The sequence below is a fragment of the Streptomyces sp. NPDC001157 genome, from assembly GCF_053598255.1.
Window position 1 is genome coordinate 1 of the sequence record NZ_JBSFJW010000065.1, and the last position, 21,849, is coordinate 21,849.

The 21,849-nt window shown below is 70.0% G+C and carries 18 protein-coding genes and 1 pseudogene; 11 read left to right on the forward strand and 8 right to left on the reverse strand.

What is annotated here, in order from left to right; translation table 11 throughout:
* The first annotated feature begins 246 nt into the window (after nt 1–246).
* The gene (gene bla / locus ACWDAG_RS46245) at nt 247–1,137 is read left to right on the forward strand and encodes a class A beta-lactamase (RefSeq protein ID WP_450701625.1); all 891 of its coding nucleotides are present in this window, start codon (nt 247–249) and stop codon (nt 1,135–1,137) included.
* Between the two features lie 81 nt (nt 1,138–1,218).
* Here bla and ACWDAG_RS46250 read toward each other — a convergent pair whose 3' ends face one another.
* Together ACWDAG_RS46250 and ACWDAG_RS46255 are read right to left on the reverse strand one after the other, a co-directional pair.
* Nucleotides 1,219–1,647, reverse strand: coding sequence for a phosphatase domain-containing protein (locus ACWDAG_RS46250; protein ID WP_450701605.1), 429 nt, complete (start codon nt 1,645–1,647; stop codon nt 1,219–1,221).
* Nucleotides 1,644–2,342, reverse strand: a complete 699-nt coding sequence (locus ACWDAG_RS46255; RefSeq protein ID WP_450701626.1) for a FadR/GntR family transcriptional regulator — start codon at nt 2,340–2,342, stop codon at nt 1,644–1,646. The genes ACWDAG_RS46250 and ACWDAG_RS46255 overlap by 4 nt, the downstream gene beginning before the upstream one ends.
* 190 nt (nt 2,343–2,532) lie before the next feature.
* On the opposite strand from ACWDAG_RS46255, the gene ACWDAG_RS46260 reads away from it, so the two are divergent.
* The 9 genes and pseudogenes from ACWDAG_RS46260 (at nt 2,533) to ACWDAG_RS46300 (ending at nt 13,095) form a co-directional block, all read left to right on the forward strand.
* On the forward strand, nt 2,533–4,155 hold the full coding sequence (locus tag ACWDAG_RS46260; RefSeq protein ID WP_450701606.1) for an ABC transporter substrate-binding protein: 1,623 nt from the start codon (nt 2,533–2,535) through the stop codon (nt 4,153–4,155).
* Between the two features lie 4 nt (nt 4,156–4,159).
* Nucleotides 4,160–5,122 carry an ABC transporter permease gene (locus ACWDAG_RS46265; RefSeq protein WP_450701607.1) on the forward strand — a complete coding sequence of 321 codons (963 nt, stop codon included), beginning with the start codon at nt 4,160–4,162 and terminating at the stop codon, nt 5,120–5,122.
* Nucleotides 5,119–7,221: a dipeptide/oligopeptide/nickel ABC transporter permease/ATP-binding protein gene (locus ACWDAG_RS46270; RefSeq protein WP_450701608.1), complete on the forward strand. Its 2,103-nt coding sequence runs from the start codon at nt 5,119–5,121 to the stop codon at nt 7,219–7,221. The genes ACWDAG_RS46265 and ACWDAG_RS46270 overlap by 4 nt, the downstream gene beginning before the upstream one ends.
* Before the next feature lie 14 nt (nt 7,222–7,235).
* On the forward strand, nt 7,236–8,255 hold the full coding sequence (locus tag ACWDAG_RS46275) for an oligopeptide/dipeptide ABC transporter ATP-binding protein (protein ID WP_450701627.1): 1,020 nt from the start codon (nt 7,236–7,238) through the stop codon (nt 8,253–8,255).
* A complete protein-coding gene (locus tag ACWDAG_RS46280; protein ID WP_450701609.1) occupies nt 8,252–9,187 on the forward strand; it encodes a dihydrodipicolinate synthase family protein in 936 nt (311 codons plus the stop codon). The genes ACWDAG_RS46275 and ACWDAG_RS46280 overlap by 4 nt, the downstream gene beginning before the upstream one ends.
* Before the next feature lie 284 nt (nt 9,188–9,471).
* Nucleotides 9,472–9,777, forward strand: a pseudogene (locus ACWDAG_RS46285) (XRE family transcriptional regulator); the annotation flags it as partial.
* Nucleotides 9,778–9,779: 2 nt separating this feature from the next.
* Nucleotides 9,780–10,250 (forward strand): NUDIX domain-containing protein, encoded by a 471-nt coding sequence (locus tag ACWDAG_RS46290; protein WP_450701610.1) that lies wholly within the window; start codon nt 9,780–9,782, stop codon nt 10,248–10,250.
* 477 nt (nt 10,251–10,727) lie between these two features.
* Nucleotides 10,728–11,459 (forward strand): phosphotransferase family protein, encoded by a 732-nt coding sequence (locus ACWDAG_RS46295; protein ID WP_450701611.1) that lies wholly within the window; start codon nt 10,728–10,730, stop codon nt 11,457–11,459.
* A gap of 412 nt (nt 11,460–11,871) precedes the next feature.
* Nucleotides 11,872–13,095, forward strand: coding sequence for an RNA-guided endonuclease InsQ/TnpB family protein (locus ACWDAG_RS46300; protein WP_450701612.1), 1,224 nt, complete (start codon nt 11,872–11,874; stop codon nt 13,093–13,095).
* A 56-nt stretch (nt 13,096–13,151) separates the two neighbouring features.
* On the opposite strand, the gene ACWDAG_RS46305 is transcribed toward ACWDAG_RS46300, so the two are convergent.
* From ACWDAG_RS46305 to ACWDAG_RS46320, 4 genes are read right to left on the reverse strand one after another with little or no spacing between them, the layout of a single operon-like run.
* Entirely contained in the window at nt 13,152–14,339 is a 1,188-nt protein-coding gene (locus ACWDAG_RS46305) for a sialidase family protein (RefSeq protein WP_450701613.1), read from the reverse strand.
* A 2-nt stretch (nt 14,340–14,341) separates the two neighbouring features.
* Nucleotides 14,342–15,004 carry a response regulator gene (locus tag ACWDAG_RS46310; RefSeq protein WP_450701614.1) on the reverse strand — a complete coding sequence of 221 codons (663 nt, stop codon included), beginning with the start codon at nt 15,002–15,004 and terminating at the stop codon, nt 14,342–14,344.
* Nucleotides 15,001–16,227 carry a sensor histidine kinase gene (locus ACWDAG_RS46315; protein WP_450701615.1) on the reverse strand — a complete coding sequence of 409 codons (1,227 nt, stop codon included), beginning with the start codon at nt 16,225–16,227 and terminating at the stop codon, nt 15,001–15,003. The genes ACWDAG_RS46310 and ACWDAG_RS46315 overlap by 4 nt, the downstream gene beginning before the upstream one ends.
* An 18-nt stretch (nt 16,228–16,245) precedes the next feature.
* The gene (locus ACWDAG_RS46320; protein WP_450701616.1) at nt 16,246–18,327 is read right to left on the reverse strand and encodes an MMPL family transporter; all 2,082 of its coding nucleotides are present in this window, start codon (nt 18,325–18,327) and stop codon (nt 16,246–16,248) included.
* A 199-nt stretch (nt 18,328–18,526) separates the two neighbouring features.
* Between ACWDAG_RS46320 and ACWDAG_RS46325 the strand changes: the two genes are divergently transcribed.
* The gene (locus tag ACWDAG_RS46325) at nt 18,527–19,033 is read left to right on the forward strand and encodes a DUF6234 family protein (RefSeq protein ID WP_450701617.1); all 507 of its coding nucleotides are present in this window, start codon (nt 18,527–18,529) and stop codon (nt 19,031–19,033) included.
* Here the strand turns inward: ACWDAG_RS46325 and ACWDAG_RS46330 are convergent.
* The gene (locus ACWDAG_RS46330; RefSeq protein WP_450701618.1) at nt 18,928–19,623 is read right to left on the reverse strand and encodes a tellurite resistance TerB family protein; all 696 of its coding nucleotides are present in this window, start codon (nt 19,621–19,623) and stop codon (nt 18,928–18,930) included. The genes ACWDAG_RS46325 and ACWDAG_RS46330 overlap by 106 nt on opposite strands.
* Before the next feature lie 185 nt (nt 19,624–19,808).
* Nucleotides 19,809–21,530 (reverse strand): 2-isopropylmalate synthase, encoded by a 1,722-nt coding sequence (gene leuA / locus ACWDAG_RS46335; protein WP_450701619.1) that lies wholly within the window; start codon nt 21,528–21,530, stop codon nt 19,809–19,811.
* Between the last annotated feature and the right edge of the window lie 319 nt (nt 21,531–21,849).

Sequence of the window (21,849 nt, forward strand, 5' to 3'; positions counted from 1 at the left end):
TCCGGCAGCAACGGCTCGATGCGTGCCCACTGGGCGTCAGTCAACGACACACCAGACCAACGATCCGATGATCTGAAGGAAACGGCCTAGGGCCGACACCCCTGCCAGGAACTGCGCCCTATTGATCCCCTTCGTCTTCTCCATGTCCCCACTGTGGCGAGGACGCGCCCGCACCGCCGTCCGCCGATGGTCTACGGCCGGGCAACCAAGGGATGACGTACGGCGTCGGTCACTGAAGAGATCGACATCCCGTACCGAGCGAAGGAGTCCGAGATCTTAGGCCGCCGCACCCTGCTCACCGCAGGCACCGCCACCGCCGCAGCACTTCTCGCCGGCGCACCCGCCCACGCCGCCACCGGCGACCGGCTGCGCGAGCTGGAACAGCAACACGGCGCCCGTCTGGGCGTGTTCGCACACAACGTCCGTACGAAGCAGACCGTCGACCACCGTGCCGACGAGCTCTTCCCCGTCTGCTCGCTCTTCAAGACCCTGGCGGCCGCGGCCGTCCTGCGCGATCTGGACCGGCACGGCGAGGTCCTCGCGCGGCGCATCCACTACACGGAGGCCGACCTCGTCGACGGCTCGGACAAGACCCGGGAGCACCTGGCCGAGGGCATGACGGTCGCCGAACTCGCCGACGTGGCCATCCGCTACAGCGACAACACCGCCGGCAACCTGCTGCTGCGCGAGCTGGGCGGCCCCACCGCGATCACCCGGTTCGCCCGCTCGATCGGCGACCCCGTGACCCGCCTCGACCGCTGGGAGACCGACCTCAACTCGGCGGAACCGTGGCGGATCACCGACACGACGACCCCGCGCGCGATCGGACGCTCGTACGCCCGCCTCGTCCTCGGCGACGTCCTCGACCGCCGGGACCGCGCACTCCTCACCCACTGGCTGCTGAACAACACCACCAGCGGCAACCGCCTCCGCGCGGGGCTGCCCAGCACGTGGACGGTGGCCGACAAGACCGGCGCGGGGTTCTACGGCGCGAACAACAACGCGGGCGTCGCGTGGACGCCGGACGGGACGCCGATCGTGCTGGCCGTGCAGGTGACCAAGCCCGACCGGGGCGCGGCGTGGGATCACGAGCTGATCGCGGAGACTGCGGCTGTCCTGGCGAGTGCCCTCGGGTAGTCGCTACGCGAGCTGTGCCGATGTGCGGCTCCGCGCCCCTTGAGGGCGCCCCCGCACCCCAAGGGGTTTCGCCCGACTCGCTCAGAACCTGCGCACGTACCGCTTCTGCCACGGAGTCTCCACCGCGTGCCGGTCGTAGTTGCGCCGTACGAAGTCCACCGCCTCCTCCGGTGGTACGCCGTCCAGGACCGCCAGGCAGGCCAGTGCCGTGCCGGTGCGGCCGCGGCCGCCTCCGCAGGCGATCTCGACGCGCTCGGTCGCCGTCCGTTCCCAGGCGGCGGCCAGCGCGGCGCGGGCGGCCGTGCGGTCGGCGGGGAGGCGGAAGTCGGGCCAGCGGATCCAGGTGGACTCCCAGGGGACGGGCGGGGGCTGCCTGCCCAGAAGGTAGACGGCGTACGAGGGCGTGGGCGCGTCCGGAGGCAGCGCGTGCCGCAAGCCGCGGCCCCGGACGAGCCGTCCCGAGGGCAGTCGCAGCACACCGGGGTCCGCGGGATGCCAGGTGTCCGTCACCGGGTCAGCGTACGGGCCTCGATGCCGCGGAAGTGGTGTGCCATCGCCTGCTGGGCGCCCTCGGCGTCCCCGGCCCGCAGGGCCGTCACGATGTCCCGGTGGCGGCGGACCGTCAGCTCGGGCGCCGGGTCGTCCGTCCAGCCGCGGGCGCCCGCGACCCTGCGGAACACGGTCCAGAACGCGCCCAGCAGCTGGGGCACGAACGCGTTGCCGAGGGAGGCGTAGAGCAACTCGTGGAACTCTCGGTCCAGTTCGTCCAAGGGGTGATCGGCCCGGACCGCCGCCCCCATCCGGGCCACGACCTCGTCCAGCGCGTCCAGCTGCGCCTCGGTGACCGTCCCCGCGATCCGCCGGACAAGACCCTCCTCCAGCACCTCCCGCACCTGGAGGATCTCGCCGAGTGCCCCGGTGTCGTCGTCGTGCCGGGCCAGGGTGCGGAAGGTGAGACCGTCGACGAGGGGTGTCAGGGACGCCTGGCCGACATAGGTGCCGTAGCCGTGTCTGATCTCCACGATGTCCAGCGCCTGGAGTGCCTTGAGTGCCTCGCGCACGGAGTTGCGGCTGACGCCGAGGTCCTCCATCAGTTCGGCCTCGGTGGGCAGCGGGGCGCCGGGCCGGAGCCTGCGGTCGAGGATCAGCTGCACGACCTCGCGCCGTATGCGGCTGTTCCTCGACTCCCGGGACATGCGCCGCATCGTACGCGCGCCGGACGTCCCACGTCCCATGTCCGGCGTTGACATGCGCCAACTCCCGCCATTTCATACCGCCATTGGGCCGACCTCTGGCAGCTACGCCATTCGTGTGCGGGCTCTTGACCACCCCCTGCGCCCCTCCTATGGTCGCGGCTGACGACAGGACGTAGGACGTCGTATCTCCTCACTCTCGATGGCACTCTCCGCTGGAGGAACCGTGCATCGCCGGACCTTCCTGAAGTACACCGGCGCGCTGGGTGCGGCCACCGCCGTCTCCGCGTCGCTGTCGGCCTGTTCGTCCGGGCCCCAGTCCACCAACGACACCGGCGGCGGGGGCGGCAAGGACCGCACGCTGACGGCGGTCATCGGCTACGGCAACGACGGCACCTGGGATCCCACGCAGACCGCGTCCGCCTTCTGCATGGCTGCCAACAACCACATCTACGAGGGTCTGCTCGACACCGACCCGATCTCCCGCAAGCCGTACGCGGCGCTCGCGACCGCGATGCCGAAGGACCTGAACTCCACCTCCTGGAAGTTCACCCTGCGGGCGGGAGCGAAGTTCCACGACGGGAAACCCGTCACCGCCGACGACGTCGTCTTCGTCTTCGACCGGATCCTGGACCCGAAGACCCAGACCCTCGCCAAGGGCTTCTTCGCGAGCTGGCTGAAGGAGGTCCGGAAAATCGACGCGCAGAACGTCGAGCTGGTGCTCAAGTTCCCCTTCCCGGACGGGCTCTCCCGGCTCACTCTCGCGAAGATCATGCCGAAGCACGTCTTCTCGAAGCCGGGCGCCTGGGACAAGGCCATCACGGGTCTCGCGATCGGCTCGGGGCCGTACAGGCAGACCGCGCACCACCCGAAGTCGAACACCACCTTCGAGGCGTTCGCCGACTACAACGGCCCGCGCCCGGCGGCCTTCAAGAAGATGAACTGGCTGACCATCGTGGACGCCGCCCCGCGCGTCGCGCGGATCTCCGGCTCCAGCGCGGGCGCGCAGATCTCCGACAACATCCCCTACGCCAACATCGAGCAGCTCAAGAGCAGTGGGCTGACGGTCGCGGGCGGGGCAGGGATGAACAACCTGTTCCTGATGTTCAACACCGAGCACAAGCCCTTCGACGACGTACGCGTGCGGCAGGCGCTGCACTACGCCATCGACACCGAGAAGATGGTGCAGGTCGCGCTGAAGGGGCACGGAAAGCCGTCGTCCTCGTTCCTGAACGAGGGCAACCCCAGCTACCGGCGGGCGAAGACCGTCTACGACTACGACCCCGAGAAGGCGAAAGCCCTGCTCAAGGCGGCCGGGGTCAAGAACCTCAGCATCGACGTCCTCGCCGTGAACGTGAGTTGGATCGTCGACTGCCTGCCGACCATCAAGGCGTCCTGGGACGCGATCGGGGTCCGTACGACCCTGTCGCCGCAGGAGACCACCGCCGTCTTCACCAAGATGGACCAGAAGCAGGACTACCAGGTCGTCGCCGCGGCCTCGAACCCCAACCAGTTCGGTCTCGACGCGGACCTGATCATGCACTACAACTACGGCCCCACCAACCTCTGGATGCAGTACACGCGCTGGGCGGACAACTCCGTAGCGAAGCAGCTCTTCAAGGACATGGACCGGGCCACCCAGGAGGCCGAACCGGCGAAGAAGAAGGCGATGATCCAGGACTACATCGACGTCGTCGCCGAACAGGCCGTCCTCTACCCGGTCGTCCACAACGAGCTGATGACCGCCTGGGACCCGACGAAGCTCACCGGCATAAGGGCACAGCCGTATCCCGGCATCAACCTGCTCCAGGCCAAGTGGGTCTAGCCCCATGGTCGCGGTTCTCCGCATCCTGCTCCGCCGTATCGCCCTGCTGGTGCCGCTGATGCTCGGCATCGTGCTGTTCGTGTTCCTGGTGATGCGCTTCTCGGACGTCGACCCGGCGTCCGCGTTCTTCCAGGGCGCGAACCCCACCCCGCAGCAGCTGCACGACTTCCGCGAGCAGAACGGTCTGCTCGATCCGCTGCCGGTGCGCTACGTCCACTTCGTCGGCGACCTGCTCCACGGCGACATGGGCACCAGCGCCCTGACCCGCGCGCCCGTCGTCGACCAGGTCACCACCGCGCTGCCGCTGACCCTCCAGCTCACCTTCCTGGGCCTCGGCATCGCGGTGGTGCTGTCCCTGGCCGGCGGGGTGACGGCAGCCATCTACCGGGACCGGCTGCCCGACCAGATCATCCGCGTCGTCTCCCTCACCGGCGTCGCGGCCCCGGGCTTCTGGCTGGCGCTGCTGATGATCCAGTACCTGGCGGTCGACCAGGGCTGGTTCCCGACCGGCGGCTACATCAACCCCGCCGACTCCTTCACCGGCTGGCTGGGGACCATGACCCTGCCCGCTCTCGCGCTGTCGCTGCCGGTGGCGGCGCAACTCACCCGGATCGTCCGGACGTCGGTGGTCGAAGAGCTGGACAAGGACTACGTCCGCACGGCGATCGGCAGCGGCCTGCCACCCCGCGTGGTGGTGGGCCGCAACGTCCTGCGCAACGCCCTCATCAACCCGCTCACCGTGCTGGGCCTGCGCGTCGGTTATCTGCTCGGCGGTGCGGTCGTCATCGAGACGATCTTCTCGCTCCCCGGCATGGGCAAGCTGATGATCGACGCCGTGAAGAACGGCGACCCGGCCGTCGTGCAGGGCGTCGTGCTGACCACCGCGACCGGCTTCGTGGTCGTCAACCTCGTCATCGACATCCTCTACCTGCTGGTCAACCCGCGACTGAGGGACACGACCGCATGACCTCCCAGTTCCCGCAGTTCCCGCAGTTCACGCGCAAGAGCCTCACCCAGGCACTGTCCCGGCCCGGCCTCCGCCTGCGCGGCTGGCGCCGGCTGCCGCCGCTGTCGAAGGTCGCCGTCTGCTTCCTGGCCGTCGTGGTCCTGGCGGCTCTGCTGGCACCCCTGCTCGCGCCGGACGACCCGCTCGACCAGCAGCCGCCGGTCGACGGCACCGGGCATCCGTCCGCCGAGCACTGGATGGGCCAGGACAGCCTCGGCCGGGACATCCTCAGCCGGCTGATGTACGGCGCCCGTTGGTCCCTGGCGATCGGCCTCGGCGCGACGGGCCTCGCGCTGGTGGTGGGAGCGGTGGTCGGTGCGGCCGCCGCGACCTCCCGCAAGGGGGTCGACGAGACGCTGATGCGCTGTCTGGACGTGGTGATGGCCTTCCCCGGCATCGCGCTCGCGGCGGTCCTGGTCGCCGTGTTCGGCGGTGGGATCACCGTGCTGATCTGCGCGATCGCGTTCCTGTTCATGCCGCCGGTGGCAAGGGTCGTACGGGCGAACGTCCTCGACCAGTACGGCGAGGACTATGTGACGGCGGAACGGGTGATCGGCGCGCGGACGCCGCACATCGTGCTTCGCCATGTTGCCGTCAACTGTGCCGCTCCGGTGCTGGTGTTCTGCACGGTGCAGGTCGCAGAGGCCATCGTCTTCGAGGCCTCGCTGTCCTTCATCGGCGCGGGGGTGCGTCCTCCGGACCCGTCCTGGGGCAGCGTCATCGCCGACGGCAAGGACATGGTGCTGACCGGGGGGTGGTGGGCGACTGTCTTCCCGGGGCTGCTGATGTTGGTGACCGTGCTGTCGTTGAACGTTCTGTCGGAGGGGGTGTCGGATGCGTGGGCGGCTCCGCCGGCGCGGGAGGTCGACGTACGCGGGGACCGCGACCGGCTGGAGGATCCGGAGCCGGGCAGCGGGGAGGTGTTCCAACTGCCTGGCCTGGCGGCCGCGGCGCAGCGGCTGCGGGGTCGGCACGCCGAGAGGGGTGCCACGACTGGCCGTCGGGCGAGTGCGGCGTCGTCGGGGCTGGTCGCGCCCGCGCGGCGGAAGCCGCAGATTCAATACAGCCCCGCGCCCCTTCGGGGCGCTGCCGGACCGGCCGTTCTAGCAGTTGAGAACCTTGCCATTGGCTTCGAAGGGCGACATGGCGGGGTCGACATCGTCGACGGCATCAGCTTCGAAGTGCACGCCGGTGAAGTGCTGGGCCTGGTGGGCGAGTCGGGCTGCGGAAAGTCGCTGACCGCGCTCGCCGTCATGGGCCTGGAGCCGAAGGGCGCCCGCGTCCGAGGCCAAGTACGCTTCAGGCAACGGGAGTTGCCTGCCCTGCCCATGAAGGAGCGGCGTCGCCTCCTCGGGCACGAGATGGCGATGATCTACCAGGACGCACTGTCGTCCCTCAACCCCGCGATGACGATCCGTGCGCAGCTCAAACAGGTCGTGCGGCGTGGAGGCCGCCGCACCCCCGGCGAGCTGCTGGCGATGGTCGGCCTCGACCCCGACCGCACCCTGCGCAGCTATCCGCACGAGCTCTCCGGCGGCCAGCGCCAACGCGTCCTGATCGCCATGGCCCTGTCCCGCGACCCGAAGCTGATCGTCGCCGACGAACCGACGACGGCGCTGGACGTGACGGTCCAGGCACAGGTCATGGAGCTGCTGCTGCGGCTGCGCGAGGAGCTGGGCTTCGCGCTGATCCTGGTCTCGCACGATCTGGCGCTGGTCGCGGACGTCACCGACCGGGTGGTGGTGATGTACGGCGGCCAGATCGTGGAGACGGGCGTCACCGCCGATCTGGTGGAGGCGCCGGCCCACCACTACACGCGCGGCCTGCTCGGCAGCGTGCTGTCCCTGGAGTCGGCGGCCGAACGCATGACACAGATCAGGGGCGTGGTCCCGTCCCCCGCGGACTTCCCGGCGGGCTGCCGTTTCGCAGACCGCTGCCCACTCGCCACCGACATCTGCCGCACCACCCCGCCCGGCCTGCTCGGCACACCGACCCACACGGCGGCCTGCCACCACCCGGCGGTCGAACTCGTGACGTCGGAGCCGGAGGCCGTTCAGTGAACCCTGTGAACCCTGTGAACCCGATCGTCGAGCTGTCCGACGCGCATGTCGTCCACAAGGCCCGCAGCGGGGGCCTGTTCACCCGGGACCGGGTCTACGCCCTGACCGGCGCCGATCTCACGGTCGCACCCGGCGAGACGGTCGGCGTCGTCGGCGAGTCGGGGTGCGGCAAGTCGACGCTGGCGAAGGTGCTGGTCGGGGTGGTGCGGCCGACCTCCGGCACGGTGTCCTTCCAGGGCCGCGACCTGTGGTCGATGCGGCCGGCCGAACGCAGGGCGGCCGTCGGCGGCAGCACCGGGATGATCTTCCAGGACCCGTCGACGGCTCTGAACCGCCGCCTGCCGGTGCGGCAGATCCTGCGGGACCCGCTGGACGTGCACGAGCGCGGCACGAAGCGCCGACGCGACGACCGCGTACGGGAGTTGATGTCACTGGTCGGCCTCCCCCGGGCCCTTGCCGACGCGCTGCCCGGCCAACTGTCGGGCGGCCAGCGCCAACGAGTGGCGATCGCACGGGCGCTGGCCCTCAGCCCCCACCTGGTGGTGGCGGACGAACCGACGAGCGCACTGGACGTCTCGGTCCGCGCCCAGATCCTGAACCTGCTCCTGGACCTGAAGGAGCGCCTGAACCTGGCCCTGGTCTTCGTCTCGCACGACATCCAGACGGTACGGCGGATGAGCGACCGCGTGATCACCATGTACCTCGGCCGGATCGTCGAGGAGTCCCCGGCCGCGGAGGTCACGGACCGGGCCAGGCACCCGTACACCCGTGCCCTGTTCTCGGCGACCCCCGGCCTCCTGAACCCCATCGACCCCATCCCCCTCACCGGCCCGGTCCCGTCGGCGACGCGCCCGCCGAGCGGCTGCCCGTTCCGCACGCGGTGCTGGAAGGCGGACGAGGTGTGCGCGGGGGAAATGCCGGACTTCTCGGCCGCGTCCTCCGCAGGACACCGCTTCCGCTGTCACCATCCTGTGGAGGAGAACCAGCCGACCCAGGACCTGGTACACCAGAACCACCCCACGGAGCCCTCATGACCCTCCCCGCCCCGCTGACCGGTGTCGTCCCGCCCGTCTGCACGCCCCTGACACCGGACCGCGAGGTGGACGTCCCCTCACTGCTCAGGCTGGTCGACCATCTGGTGGGGGCCGGGGTGCACGGGCTGTTCGTGCTGGGGTCGTCGTCGGAGGCGGCGTATCTGCGGGACGCGCAGCGCAGGCTGGTGGTGGAGTCGGTGGTGGCTCATGTGGCCGGTCAACTGCCCGTCCTGGCCGGGGCGATCGACATGACGACGCCGAGGGTGCTGGATCATGTTGCGGCGGTGACGGCTGCGGGGGCGGATGCGGTAGTGGTGACGGCGCCGTTCTACGCGGGGACGCACCCCGCAGAGATCGCGCGCCACTACCACCTGATCGCGGCCGCGTCGCCGGTACCGGTGGTCGCGTACGACATCCCGGCCGCCGTGCACTCGAAACTGCCCGCGGACGTCGTCCTCGAACTGGCCGCCGAGGGCGTGCTGGCGGGGCTCAAGGACTCAAGCGGTGATCTGGCCGGCTTCCGCGAGGTCGTCGGCGGCGCGCGCACCCGGTCCGACATCACCGGCTTCAGTGTCCTCACCGGCTCGGAACTGCTCGTCGACGCGGCACTTGCGATGGGGGCGGACGGGGCTGTACCCGGGCTCGCCAATGTCGATCCTCACGGTTACGTCCGCCTCGACGGGCTGTGCCGCACCGGGGACTGGGAGCGGGCTCGGGCCGAACAGGAGCGGTTGTGTGCGCTGTTCGGGATGGTGCGGGTCGGGGACGCGGCGCGAATGGGCGGCAGTTCCTCGGCCCTCGGGGCGTTCAAGGCCGCGCTGCACCTTCGGGGCGTGATCGGCTGTGCGGCGACTGCGGAGCCGCAGGTGCCGTTGTCTCCTGACGAGGTGGAGCAGGTCGGCAAGTTCCTGGCGACGGCGGGGCTGTTGTAGGAGGTAGGACTGCTCGACCGAAGCAGAGGCAGCCGCAGAACGCCTGTACGTGTCAGCCCCGTTCCCACCCACATTCGGGCACGCCCACTACCCCGGTGCCATCGGCAACGGGGTAGTGATCACGGCTTCCGCGACCGGACCACCGGAAAGGCCGTCCAGGCCGAGGGCTGGTCCGATCTTCCTTTGTCGGGTGCAGTCGTACGAGCGGCGTCGATGTACCGGCCCTTCGTATTCAGCTCAGGGCTTTGCCCACCTCGTAGATGGCGGGTCGGTCCTCTGGCACGGCCGACGGGTGTGCGGTCCGTATCGCGATCGGCGATCCGGACGGCGCGGATGTCCAACAGCGCGGCACGGGAGAGAAGTTCGGTCACGGGATCGAGTCCCGTTGCCGGCTTGCCCTCATGCACTATCGCCCACTTGCCGAGGTGTCCGGCATCAAGGTGCGGACCCACGCCACGACGCTCTACAACTCGATCTATCGTGCCGACGACCAGGCGATGGTCAATGCCGGAGAGGGCGGCATGTTCGAAACCTACGCCAGCAGTTTCGACTCGGTGTGGGAGACCGCGACGCCGGTGACAGAAGGGTGACCATGGCACGGACCGAGTACTACGACGACCCAGCGGCACCAAAGCCGAACAGCTTGGTGGTCGCTGCGTCCGCTGTGGTCACCGACGACGAGGGGCGCGTGCTCCTTCAGCGCCGCCGGGACAACGATCTCTGGGCGCTGCCTGGTGGCGGCATGGAGATGACCGACTCCCTCCCGGGAACGGCCGTCCGCGAGGTGAAGGAGGAGACGGGTCTGGACGTGGAGATCACCGGGCTCGTGGGCACGTACACCGACCCTCGCCACATCATCGCCTACTCGGATGGTGAGGTGCGCAGGCAGTTCAACGTCTGCTTCACCGCCCGGGTGGTCGGCGGCCGACTCATGATCTCGGACGAGTCCACGGAGCTGCGGTTCGTCCCGCCGGCAGACATTGCCCAACTGCCGATGCACCACACGCAACGGCTGCGGATCCGTCACTTCCTGGAGCACCGTGATCGGCCCTATCTCGGCTGAGCTCGTAGACCGCGTCAGCGCGTGGGGGGGCAAGCCCGTCTGGGCGGTCGGAGCGGACCGGTTGTGACGTGCTCCCAACTCGGAGTCAAGCGGTTGACTGCTCTGCATGCGATTCGGGACGGCAAGGCTGGGGCGGAAGTAGGAGGGCGGGTTGGTCTGGTGCGACGGAAGTCCGTATCCGACTCGTCCTACTCGCTGCGAGTCTGCGCCTGATGCTCGCGGCCAGGTCGAATCGCTGCTGCGCCATCGCTCGGAGGTGACGGCCGCTCTGACAGCAACGGCGGCACATAGACGCGCACGATCACCAACCTGGGCGTTCGAAGCCTGAGGCCGTTGGCCGGCCTCAGGCCATGCTGCCCGATCCGACGGATCAGAAGGTCGCAGGTCTGTGAGCGGAAATAGGGTGTCCTGTGCCACCGAACCTTGACCGTCTGCCACTGAAGTTTGACCGATGGGCCGCGCGCGGAGGGTGTAGCCATGGACAACGAAGTGCCGCTGTTCGGCGGGCGCATCACCACGGGCGTGGTCAGGGTCGGGAACACTGTCCGTCGGCCGGCCACCGCATCGTCCCCGTTCGTCGCCGAACTGCTCGATGTCCTTCGACGGCAGGGCTTCAACGGCGCTCCGCGGCACCTCGGGTTCGACATGGCCGGCCGCGAGATCCTCAGCTACCTTCCTGGCCGCGTGCCCGCCCGCTTCCAGCGCTGGACCGATCCCCAGGTGGCTGCCGCCGGCTTTCTGCTTCGCGCCTTCCACGACGCCACCCGCGGCAGCCACCTGGCCGGTCGGCATCCCGTGGTCTGCCACCACGACCCGGGGCCGAACAACACAGTCTTCGCAGACGACGTCCCGGTCGCCTTCATCGACTTCGACACCGCCGCCCCCGGCAATGCCCTCGAAGACCTCGGGTACATGGCGTGGACCTGGTGCATCTCCTCCAAACCCGACGCTGCACCCGCCACCGTCCAGGCCGCACAGCTCCGCATCCTCGCCGACGCGTACGGGCTCGACTCCACCACCCGCTCCAGCCTCATCGATGCCGCGCTCGACCGCCAGATCCGCAACGCTCAGTGGTGGCGCAGCCACCTCGCCCGCCCGGCCCCGCGCGTTGCCGACGACCACGAGATCACCGGGCGAATCCAGTGGTCCGAGCGAGAGCACGCTTACACCTCGACCAACCGCGCGATCTTCGATGCAGCCCTGGGCTGACACCCGCCCGATCCTCCGTCCTGCGCGATCACATTTCGATGACACGAACCGCGTTCGTCAAAGTTCGACGGCACGCGGTCAAAGTTCCGTGACACGGGACATAGGGCCAGTGGCCCCCGTGTGGACCACAGACCCCACGCGAAGCCCGAGCCCGGTGCGCTGTACCCGCTCCGCCCCTGGTGGGCGGCAGCGGGGTGGGGGGCCCGAGCGGTCTAAGGGAACGGTCTTGAAAGCCGCCACCGGGCATTCGCAGCGGTCCGGCCTTCAGGCCAAGGGTGAAGCGAAACTTGGTGCCGCGACGCGGAGCGTCGCGGTGGTGTTCCGGCGGAGCCGGATCCTGCTTCGCGACGGTGACGGATCGTTCACATGTTCCCGGTTACGACGCGGATTCGACTTGCCTAGTGTGATCGTCATGCAGCTCCGGTACGCCTTCAGGTTGTACCCCGATACCGCTCAGCAGGCCGCGCTGGCCAGGGCGTTCGGGTGTGCCCGCGTCGTGTTCAACGACGCCGTGCGCGCCCGTGAAGACGCCCATAAGGCCGGGCAGCCGTTCCCGACGGCGGGTCAGCTGTCCCGGAAGCTAATCACCGAGGCCAAGCAGACGCCGGAGCGGTCCTGGCTCGGCGAGGTCTCCGCAGTGCTGCTCCAGCAGTCCCTGCGCGATGCCGAGAGGGCGTATCGCAACTACTTCGCCTGCCTCAAGGGCACCCGTAAGGGACCGAAGGTGGGAGCGCCCCGGTTCAAGTCCCGTAAGGACGCCCGGCAGTCGATCCGTTTCACCGCCAACGCCCGCTGGAACATCACCGGCAGCGGCCGTCTGAACCTGCCGAAGATCGGCGCGGTGAAGGTGAAATGGTCCCGTACCCTGCCCGCCGCCCCCACTTCCGTCACCGTCATCAAGGACGCGGCCGGCAGGTTCTTCGCCTCCTTCGTCCTCGACACCGACCCCGCCGCCGACGCGACTCGGATGCCAGAGACCGACCGCACCATCGGCATCGATCTCGGCCTCACTCACTTCGCGGTGCTCTCCGACGGCACGAAGATCGACTCCCCGCGGTTCCTTCGGCGCGCGGAGAAGAAACTGAAGAAGGCCCAGAAGGAACTGTCCCGCAAGCAGAAGGGGTCAAAGAACCGGGCCAAGGCCCGCCTCAAAGTCGCCCGCACCCACGCCGCGGTTGCCGATGCACGCCGCGAGTTCCACCACCAGCTCTCCACGAAACTGATCTCCGAGAACCAAGGGATCGCCGTGGAGGACCTGGCGGTGAAAGGACTCGCGCGCACGAAGCTGGCCAAGTCCGTGCACGACGCCGGATGGGCACAGTTCGTCAGCATGCTGGAGTACAAAGCGGAACGGTACGGCCGCACGCTGGTCAAGATCGGCCGCTTCACACCTACCTCCCAGACCTGCTCCACCTGCGGCGCCGTCGACGGACCCAAACCCCTGAACGTCCGAGAATGGACCTGTACCGCCTGCGGCACCGTCCACGACCGGGACACCAATGCCGCGATCAACGTGAAGACGGCCGCCGGACTGGCGGTATCAGCCTGCGGAGCGCCGGTAAGACCAGGAGCAATCTCGGCACAGCGCGAAGAAACAGGAAGCCACGGACTCCCGACCGAACCCAGTGCCGCGTAGCGGCACAGCAACGATCGAGAAGGCCAGAATCCTCGCCCATCAGGGCAAGGAGCAAGTCAACCCAGTTCGGACACCGGCACCCTGCGGAACTCGATCCTCTCGTACGGCCCCGACACCCCCGTCTCGTACAGCAGCCCCACCGTGCCCCGGTCGACCTGCACCAGGTCGGAGTATGCGGCCCGATACGCCGACACCGTCAGCACCTTCGTGAACGTCTCCCCGCCGTCGCCACTCCGCCAGATCGCCATCGCCACCCGCGCGGTCGGCACGGACGGCCCCGAAAACAGCAACGGCGCCTTGCGGCCGACGAGTTGGAGCACGCTCCCCTGGACGACCGGAACGTCGTTCAATGTCGGCTGCACCGCATACGGGCGTTCCAGGGACTCCCCGCCGTCACCGGAGTACGCATCGAGCCGGTTGCCGCCACTCGTCCCGTTCTGGTTCCGCGCACTGAAGTACAGCCTCCCGTCGGGAAGTTGAGCGGCAGCGGATTCGTTCGCGTTGTCCACACCGTCGTAGGAGGCGTCCACGAAGCCCAGCCGCCAGTTGCGCCCCCCGTCGTCGCTGTAGAGGGCGTGCGCGCCGTAGTAGCCGGCCTCCTGGCCCGTGGCGGGCGAACCGGCGGGCGGGGCCACGGAGTGGTTGGCGGGGACGACCAGACGGCCGGCGTGCGGGCCGCGGGTCAGTGCGACCGCGTGGCCCGGCCCGGTCGCGTACCAGCGCCAGCCCGCCGGCTTCACCTCGTCCGTGATGTCCCGCGGCGGCGTGAAGGAGCGCCCGTCGTCCTGGCTGCGCTGCACGAACACCCGTCGGCTCTGCTGGGGTGTGACCTCGCCGCGCATTATCTGTGCCTCGGTGACGGCGCCGCTGTTGTAGGAGGTCAGCAGGACGACCGCGCCGGTGCGCGGGTCGACGACGGGGGCCGGGTTGCCCCGGGTGTCCCCGTTCCCCGCGGCCACGACGTGCAGCGGGCCCCAGGTGCAGCCCCCGTCGCGAGAGCGTCTGAGGACGACGTCGATGTTCCCGGTGTCCCCGGCACCGCCCAGGCGGCCCTCGGCGAAGGCGAGCACCGTGCCGCGGCCGGTGGTGACCGTCGCCGGGATGCGGTAGGTGTCGTAGCCGCCCTCACCCGAGACGAACGGGACGGAGGACGTGCAGCCGGTGGACGCGTGGGCCGGCGTGAGGGCCGTGAGCGGGGTGAGGAGCGCGGTGGCTGCGAGGAGGGTGCGGCTCAGGAAAGTCACCGTCAGATGGTGCCCGGAGTGACCAGTCCCGACTCGTAGGCCACGATGACCAACTGCGCCCTGTCCCGCGCCCCCAGCTTCCCCATGATCCGGCTGACATGGGTCTTCGCCGTCAGCGGGCTCAGCCCCAACGCCCCGCCGATCTCGGTGTTGTTGAGCCCGCGCGCCAGCAGGGTCAGCACCTCCCGCTCCCGGTCGGAGAGGCATTCCGGCCCGCCCGTCGCGGGTGCCGACGGGCTGCGCAGGAACCGCTCGATCAGCCGTGCCGTCGGTCCCGGTGACAGCAGCGCCTCCCCGGCGGCCACCGTGCGGATCGCGTCGAGGAGTTCAGCCGGACGGGTGTCCTTCACCAGGAATCCGGAGGCCCCCGCCCGCAGCGCCTCCACGATGTTCTCGTCGGTGTCGTAGGTGGTGAGGACCAGGACCCGTACGCCCGTCAGGTCCTCGTCGGCGGCGATCAGCCGGGTCGCCTCGATGCCGTCCAGGTCCGGCATGCGGATGTCCATCACGACCAGGTCGGGACAGGCGGCGCGGACCAGTTCCACCGTCTCCCGGCCGGTGCCCGCCTGTCCGACGACCTCCATGTCCCGCGCCGACTCGACGAGCATGGCGAACGCGGCCCGTACCAGGGTCTGGTCGTCTGCCAGCAGTACGCGGATGGTCATGCGTTGCTCTCCCCCGTGATCGTGAGTGGCAGTACGGCCGTCACCTCGAAACCGCCCGCCGTGCGCGGCCCGGCGTCGAGTGTGCCGCCCACGCTGCGGGCCCGCTCCCGCATGCCGATGAGCCCGAAGCCGGGTGTGCCGCCGGGGACGGGTCCGGTGCCGTCGTCGGTGACGGACAGGTGCAGGGCGCCCTCGTCGTCGTACAGGTCGACGCGTACGGCCGGTTCGGGGCCGGCATGCCGTACCGCGTTGGTCAGCGCCTCCTGCACGATGCGGTAGGCGGCGGCGCCGACGGCGGGCGGGGCCTGCCGTACCCGTACCGTCTGCTCGACGCGCGCGCCCGCGAGCCGTGCCGTCTCCACCAGGTCGGGCAGGCCGTCGAGGCCGGGGAGGGGGCCGCGGCCGTCCGCGGAGTCGTTCTCGCGGAGCACCTCCAGCGTCGTCCGCACCTCTCCCCGCGCCGTCCGGCAGGTCTCCGCGATGTCGTCCAGGGCCTTCGCCATCGTCTCCCGGTCCAGGCGTTCGGGGTCGGCGGCCAGGACGTGCGCGGCGACCGAGGTCTGGACGCCGACGAGGGTGATGGTGTGGGCGAGCAGGTCGTGCAGGTCACGGGCGATGCGCAGGCGTTCCTCGGCGACCCGGCGCCGGGCCTCCTCCTCGCGGGTGCGTTCGGCGCGTTCGGCGCGTTCGACGATCGCGGCCACGTACTGCCGGTAGTAGCGGACGTCGACGCCGCAGAACAGTGTGGCGATCACCCAGCCGGAGACGCGGAGGAGTTCGAGGGCCTGGTGGTAGTCGACGGCGAACATCACGGTCACCGTGACGCCGAGGACGGCGACGGCGGTCAGCACGGTCCGCAGCGGGCGGCCGGTGACGGCGACCGTGTACAGCGCGACGCAGGTGGCGGGCACGGGCGCGCCGTGGTTGTTGTCCAGCGCGTGGTACGGCGCGACGAGCGCCACCACCGCGGCCAGGACGAGCAGCGGGTGGCGGCGCCGCCAGACGATCGGTACGTACGCGGCCAGCAGCAGCGTCCAGCCGAGCGCGTCGGGGCGGTCCTGCCGGGCCGTGAACAGCGCCAGGCACACCCCCGCCGCGGCCAGGACCGCGGCGAGGATCGCGTCGTTGCGCGTGCCGTGCGGGGCGGTGCGGGGGTCGCGGTTGACCACCGCCATGACCCGCTCACCCATACGCGGTCGCGTCACTGTCGTTGTTTCCTGCACGGGTTCATTCTCCGCACTTCACACGGGCTCAGGCTGCCGCTCGGTCCGCACCGGCTCCGACGCCCGCGCCAGCCGCCCGGGCCACCAGACCCGGCGCTTGAGCAGCACGCTCGCCGTAGTCACCAAGTACGTCCGTACCAGGAACGTGTCCAGCAGTACGCCCACCGCGATCACGAACCCGAGCTCGACCAACCCCACCAGCGGCAGCGTGGTGAGCACCGCGAAGGTGGCGGCGAGTACGACTCCCGCGGAGGCGATGACGCCGCCCGTGGTGCGCAGGGCGGTGAGCGCCGCCGCCTCGGGCTCGGCGCCCGCGACGGACTCCTCGCGCATGCGGTGCATCAGGAAGATGCCGTAGTCGACGCCGAGGGCGACCAGGAAGACGAAGGACAACAGCCCCAGCCCCGAGTCCGTGCCGGCGAAGCCCAGTACCGGCCCGAACACCAGCCCGCCGATCCCGAGCGCCGCGCCCCACACCGCGACCACCGCGACGAGCAGCATCAGCGGTGCGATCAGACTGCGCAGCAGGCCCACGAGGATCACGAACACGGCGGCGAGAACCAGCGGCACGACGACCTCGCGGTCCCGGGCCTGACTGTCGGTCAGGTCGAGTTGCTGGGCGCTGGGCCCGCCGACGTAGGTGCCGTAGGTGTCGTCGAGCCCGGCGCGCAGGGCCTCGATGGTGCGGGTCTCCCCCTTCGACTCCGGGGCCGCGGTGGCATAGACGGAGATCTCCGTCCAGCCGGAGCCGGTGCGGCCGGTCGCCGCCTGGGCGACGCCCTCGGTGGTGCGGGCCTTGGCCAGGACGGCGTCGGCCCTGGCGGTGGGGGCGATGACGGTGATGGGCTGGCTGCTGTGCCCGGGATGGGCGCGGGCCAGGGTCTGGGCGGCGGAGATCGACTCGGGCTGCCGGGTGAAGGAGTCCTCCTGCTTGAGGGTGCCGGGGAGATCGAGGGCGCCCAGTGCGAGCGCGCCGAGGAGTACGGCACCTCCGGCGAGTACGACGGCCGGGCGGCGCGTGGCCGAGTTGCCCATCGCCGCGAACAGCGACCGGCGGGCCCTGGCCTCGCTGCCGAAGGCCGGGATCAGCGGCCAGAAGACCCGGCGGCCGAGGAGGACCAGCAGGGCGGGCAGCAGGGTGATCATCGCGACGAGTGCGGCGAGCACGCCCACCATGCCGACCGGGCCCATGCCGCGGCTGCTGTTGAGGTCGGCGGCGAGCAGGCACAGCAGGCCGGCCGCGACGGTGCCCGAGGAGGCGAGGACCGCGGGGCCGCAGCCGCGCAGGGCGGCGCTCATGGCGTCGTACGGGCGCTCGTGGCGTCGCAGCTCCTCCCGGTACCGGGAGATGAGCAGCAGGGCGTAGTCGGTGCCCGCGCCGAGCACGAGGACCGTCATCACGCCGCCGCTCTGGCCGGTGACGGTGACGCCGAACGCCGCGTGCAGGCCGTACGCGGCAGCCATCGCCATGCCCGCGGCGACCCCGGCGACGGTGAGCGGCACCAGCCACAGGAAGGGGCTGCGGTAGATGAGGACGAGCAGGGCGGTGACGACGCCGAGGGTGGCGTAGAGGAGGGTGCCGTCGATGGAGCCGAACACCTTGCTCATGTCGGTCTGGAGGCCGCCCGGTCCGCCGACCTCCACGCTGAGCCCCGCCCCGCCGTTCGCGAGCGCTCGCACACCGTCCACGAAGGCGTCCCGCGCCTTGTCGTCCTGGCCGGGCCGGGTGCTGGAGAGCGGGTACATGAGGGTGGTGCCGTCACGGGACGGGACCGCCTTGGGAGTGCCGGTGAGCTGGTATGTGGTCCCGATCTCGGCGACCTGGGCACCCGCCTTCTCCCGGTCGGCGGGGGTGAGGCCGCCGTCGCGGTGGTAGACGAGCACCAGGTCGGTGGCCTGGCCGCCCGGCAACTGGTCCTGGATACGGGCCACTTGGGTGGAGTCGGCACTGTCGGGCAGGTAGTCCACGGACCGGTTCTGCTGGATGTCGGAGAACTTCCCGGCGAACGGTCCGGCGAGCACGAGCGCGGCCAGCCACAGCCCGAGCACCGCCCAGGGCACGGCACGCCGTCTACGTGTTCCTGTCCTTACGGCCCCCATGAACGGGCCCCCTCCGGTCGGGATGTCTGGGTCGCTTCCAGACTCCCGGCGGACGGGAGGCGGTTCGTCGGGCGTGAGGGCGAGTTCAGGGGTACTGCCGGGGGTGGCAGGGCGACGGGATTACTCCCCGGGGAGTACTGCGTCGTAGTGAGTACCTGTACTCAGGCCCCGGCCCTGCCTTCGAAGGAGGCTGGTGCCCATGACCGACCCCGCCTCCGGGCCCTCCGGCTTACCGCAGTTCCGCGGCGGCAATGTGCCGCCCCCGTCGGCCCGACGCGAGTGGCTGCCCGTCGCCGGGGACATCGCCCTGGCCGTCGGGCTGCTCGTCCTCGATGCCGTCGGGGCCGTGGTGGCCCTCCTGATCGGCATCGACCACAGCGGCTGGCAGCCGTTCGATCCCGGCGCGGACAACTCCCGCGTCGATCTGACCCCCGACTGGCTGTACGTGGGGATCGCGGGCGGCGTCATCCTGCTGACCGCCGCACTGCTGTTTCGGCTCCGCGCCGTCGTCAGCACCTATGTGCAGGTGCTGACCGGCATGGTTGTCCTGCTGGTCGCCGTGAGCGGCGCACGGTTCGACGAAGGCCGCGACGCCCGGGCCTACGACGGCGTGCGCGCCGCCGCCAGCAGCCGGGTCACGTCGTCCGAGCAGATGGTCAGTGCCGCGCCCACCGTGGCCAGGACATCGCGTTCGGCGGGGGTGTAGGGGCCGTCGGCGAGGGCGATGCGGGCGCCCTGCAGCAGGATCGACTCGCGGCCGATCGGGGCGAGGTGCGGGGCCAGCGGGTCCAGGGCCTCGTGCAGCTCTATGGCGAGTCCGGCGCCGCAGGACTGGCCGTAGACCCGGCCGGTGTCGGCGGCGAGCGCCTCGACGAGCGCGTTCAGCTGGTCCTCGGTGCAGTCGTCGAAGCCGGCCGCGCGGACCGTGCTCGCGGCGGCCTCAAGAGCCGTGCGGGAACAGGTGCCGCCCGCGGCCAGTACCGCGAGCGCGACGGTGTGGACGGCGTCACGGAGCATCGCCGAGAAGCGGGTGGTGGTGGGGTGGTCGAGGACGTCCGTGCCGAAGTGGCGGCGGCAGGCGGCGCATTCGACGACCGGCGCGGTCTCGCCGCGCGGCAGCACGGGCACCCCGAGCAGGATGAAGCGGCGGTGGCCGGTCAGCCGCTGGTAGTTGCGGTCGCCCCCACAGGCCGGGCAGAAGAACTCGCCGTCCCCGACGGGTGTCCACGCTGTGCGGGTCCCCAGGAGGCGCGCAGGCCTGGCGGCTCGGCCGCTTCGTCCCCGTACTGGCAGCACGTCGCACCTCCTTAACACCGCGGCAACATCGCAGCGGTGCCCGTGATGTTAGCCACATCGGCGAGGCGTAGTCAGCACCCTGGACGAGACCTTTCCGTGACCCCCACGAACAGATGGCCGACAATCGACGGGGCCCTGATCGCCGTATACGACGATCAGGGCCCCGAAATGCCCGGTCAGACGGGTCAGCGGGCCGCGCGGTTCACCGCTGAGACAACCGCCTTCAGCGACGCACGCGTCGTGTTCGCGTCGATGCCGATTCCCCACAGGACCTTGTCGTCGATCGCGCATTCGATGTAGGAGGCGGCCTGCGCGGAGGCGCCCTCGCTCATCGTGTGCTCCTGGTAGTCCAGCAGACGGGCGTCCACACCCACCTTCTGCAGCGCGTCGAAGAAGGCCGAGATCGGACCGTTGCCGGTACCGGTCAGGACCGTGTCCTCGCCGTCGACCGTCGCCTCGACCCGCAGCGTGTCCACGCCGTCGGTGTCGGTGGTCGACTGACCGTTCTTGACCTGAATACGGCCCCACGGGTTCTCGGGGTTCGGCAGGTACTCGTCCTGGAAGACGGCCCAGATGTCGCCGCCGGTGACCTCGCCGCCCTCGGCGTCCGTCTTCGCCTGGATGATCTTCGAGAACTCGATCTGCATCCGGCGGGGCAGGTCCAGCTTGTGGTCGTTCTTCAGGACGTAGGCGATACCGCCCTTGCCGGACTGCGAGTTGACGCGGATGACGGCCTCGTAGGAGCGACCGACGTCCTTCGGGTCGATCGGCAGGTACGGGACCGCCCACTCGATGTCGTCGACGGTGACGCCCTTGGCGGCCGCGTCGGCCTCCATCGCATCGAAGCCCTTCTTGATGGCGTCCTGGTGGGAGCCGGAGAAGGACGTGTAGACCAGGTCGCCCACGTACGGGTGGCGCGGGTGGACCTCCATCTGGTTGCAGTACTCCCACACGCGACGGATCTCGTCGATGTCGGAGAAGTCGATCTGCGGGTCGACGCCCTGCGAGAACAGGTTCATGCCCAGGGTGACCAGGTCGACGTTGCCGGTGCGCTCGCCCTGCCCGAACAGACAGCCCTCGACGCGGTCGGCGCCGGCCATCAGCGCCAGCTCGGCGGCGGCGACGGCGGTGCCGCGGTCGTTGTGCGGGTGGATCGACAGGCAGACGTGCTCGCGGCGGGACAGGTTGCGGCCCATCCACTCGAAGCGGTCGGCGTGGGTCGAGGGGGTCGAACGCTCCACGGTGGCGGGCAGGTTGAGGATGATCTCGCGGCCCGGGCCGGGCTGCCAGACGTCCATGACCGCCTCGCAGACCTCCAGCGCGAAGTCCAGCTCGGTGTCGGTGAAGATCTCCGGGCTGTACTGGTAGCCGAACTCGGTCTCCGGGCCCAGCAGCTTCTCGGCGTACTCCATCACCAGGCGGGTGCCGTCGACGGCGATCTGCTTGATCTGGTCCTTGGAGCCACGGAACACGACCCGGCGGAAGACCGGCGCGGTGGCGTTGTACAGGTGGACGTTGGCGCGCCTGGCGCCCTTCAGCGACTCGACGGTCCGCTCGATCAGGTCCTCGCGGGCCTGGGTCAGTACGGAGATGGTGACGTCGTCGGGGATGACCCCGGGCTCCTCGATGATCGACCGTACGAAATCGAAGTCCGTCTGGCCGGAGGCGGGGAAGCCGACCTCGATCTCCTTGTAGCCCATCTTGACCAGCTGGTCGAACATCCGGCGCTTGCGCTCGGGCGACATCGGGTCGATCAGGGACTGGTTGCCGTCGCGCAGGTCGGTCGACAGCCAACGGGGGGCCTGGGTGATCCGCTGCTCGGGCCAGGTCCGGTCGGGGATGTCGACCTGCTCGTACCGGCCGTACTTGTGGATCGGCATGCTGCTGGGCTGCTGGCGGTTCGCCATGATGACTCGGGCTCCTCAGGGTGTCCGGAAGGACGGCCGACGACGCAACGCCAAGCTCCGCGGGGAGGGAGTCGACCTGGACTACAGGCCCTCGCCGCGGCAGCTAAGAAGAAGCAGCCCGAAACGCATGATGCACAGCATGCTAGCCGAGCCCCTTCGGATGCGGGGCGCCGTATCAGTATGCGGGACCCGCAAGATAAAAGGGACAAAAAGTGCGCCATACCACTTCGTCACGGAGCGTGCCGCTCCCTGTCCGCATATTTCACCAATCATGGTTGCGGGTAGTGACACGGGCATGACTCAGTGCAAGGGTGCCGCA

Bases quoted from the DNA above. Each gene is read 5' to 3' on its own strand.
- ACWDAG_RS46255 (WP_450701626.1), bottom strand. From the start codon at position 2,342: ATGCGGCGCATGTCCCGGGAGTCGAGGAACAGCCGCATACGGCGCGAG.
- ACWDAG_RS46260 (WP_450701606.1), top strand. From the start codon at position 2,533: ATGGCACTCTCCGCTGGAGGAACCGTGCATCGCCGGACCTTCCTGAAG.
- ACWDAG_RS46265 (WP_450701607.1), top strand. From the start codon at position 4,160: ATGGTCGCGGTTCTCCGCATCCTGCTCCGCCGTATCGCCCTGCTGGTG.
- ACWDAG_RS46270 (WP_450701608.1), top strand. From the start codon at position 5,119: ATGACCTCCCAGTTCCCGCAGTTCCCGCAGTTCACGCGCAAGAGCCTC.
- ACWDAG_RS46280 (WP_450701609.1), top strand. From the start codon at position 8,252: ATGACCCTCCCCGCCCCGCTGACCGGTGTCGTCCCGCCCGTCTGCACG.
- ACWDAG_RS46290 (WP_450701610.1), top strand. From the start codon at position 9,780: ATGGCACGGACCGAGTACTACGACGACCCAGCGGCACCAAAGCCGAAC.
- ACWDAG_RS46295 (WP_450701611.1), top strand. From the start codon at position 10,728: ATGGACAACGAAGTGCCGCTGTTCGGCGGGCGCATCACCACGGGCGTG.
- ACWDAG_RS46300 (WP_450701612.1), top strand. From the start codon at position 11,872: ATGCAGCTCCGGTACGCCTTCAGGTTGTACCCCGATACCGCTCAGCAG.
- ACWDAG_RS46310 (WP_450701614.1), bottom strand. From the start codon at position 15,004: ATGACCATCCGCGTACTGCTGGCAGACGACCAGACCCTGGTACGGGCC.
- ACWDAG_RS46320 (WP_450701616.1), bottom strand. From the start codon at position 18,327: ATGGGGGCCGTAAGGACAGGAACACGTAGACGGCGTGCCGTGCCCTGG.
- ACWDAG_RS46325 (WP_450701617.1), top strand. From the start codon at position 18,527: ATGACCGACCCCGCCTCCGGGCCCTCCGGCTTACCGCAGTTCCGCGGC.
- leuA (WP_450701619.1), bottom strand. From the start codon at position 21,530: ATGGCGAACCGCCAGCAGCCCAGCAGCATGCCGATCCACAAGTACGGC.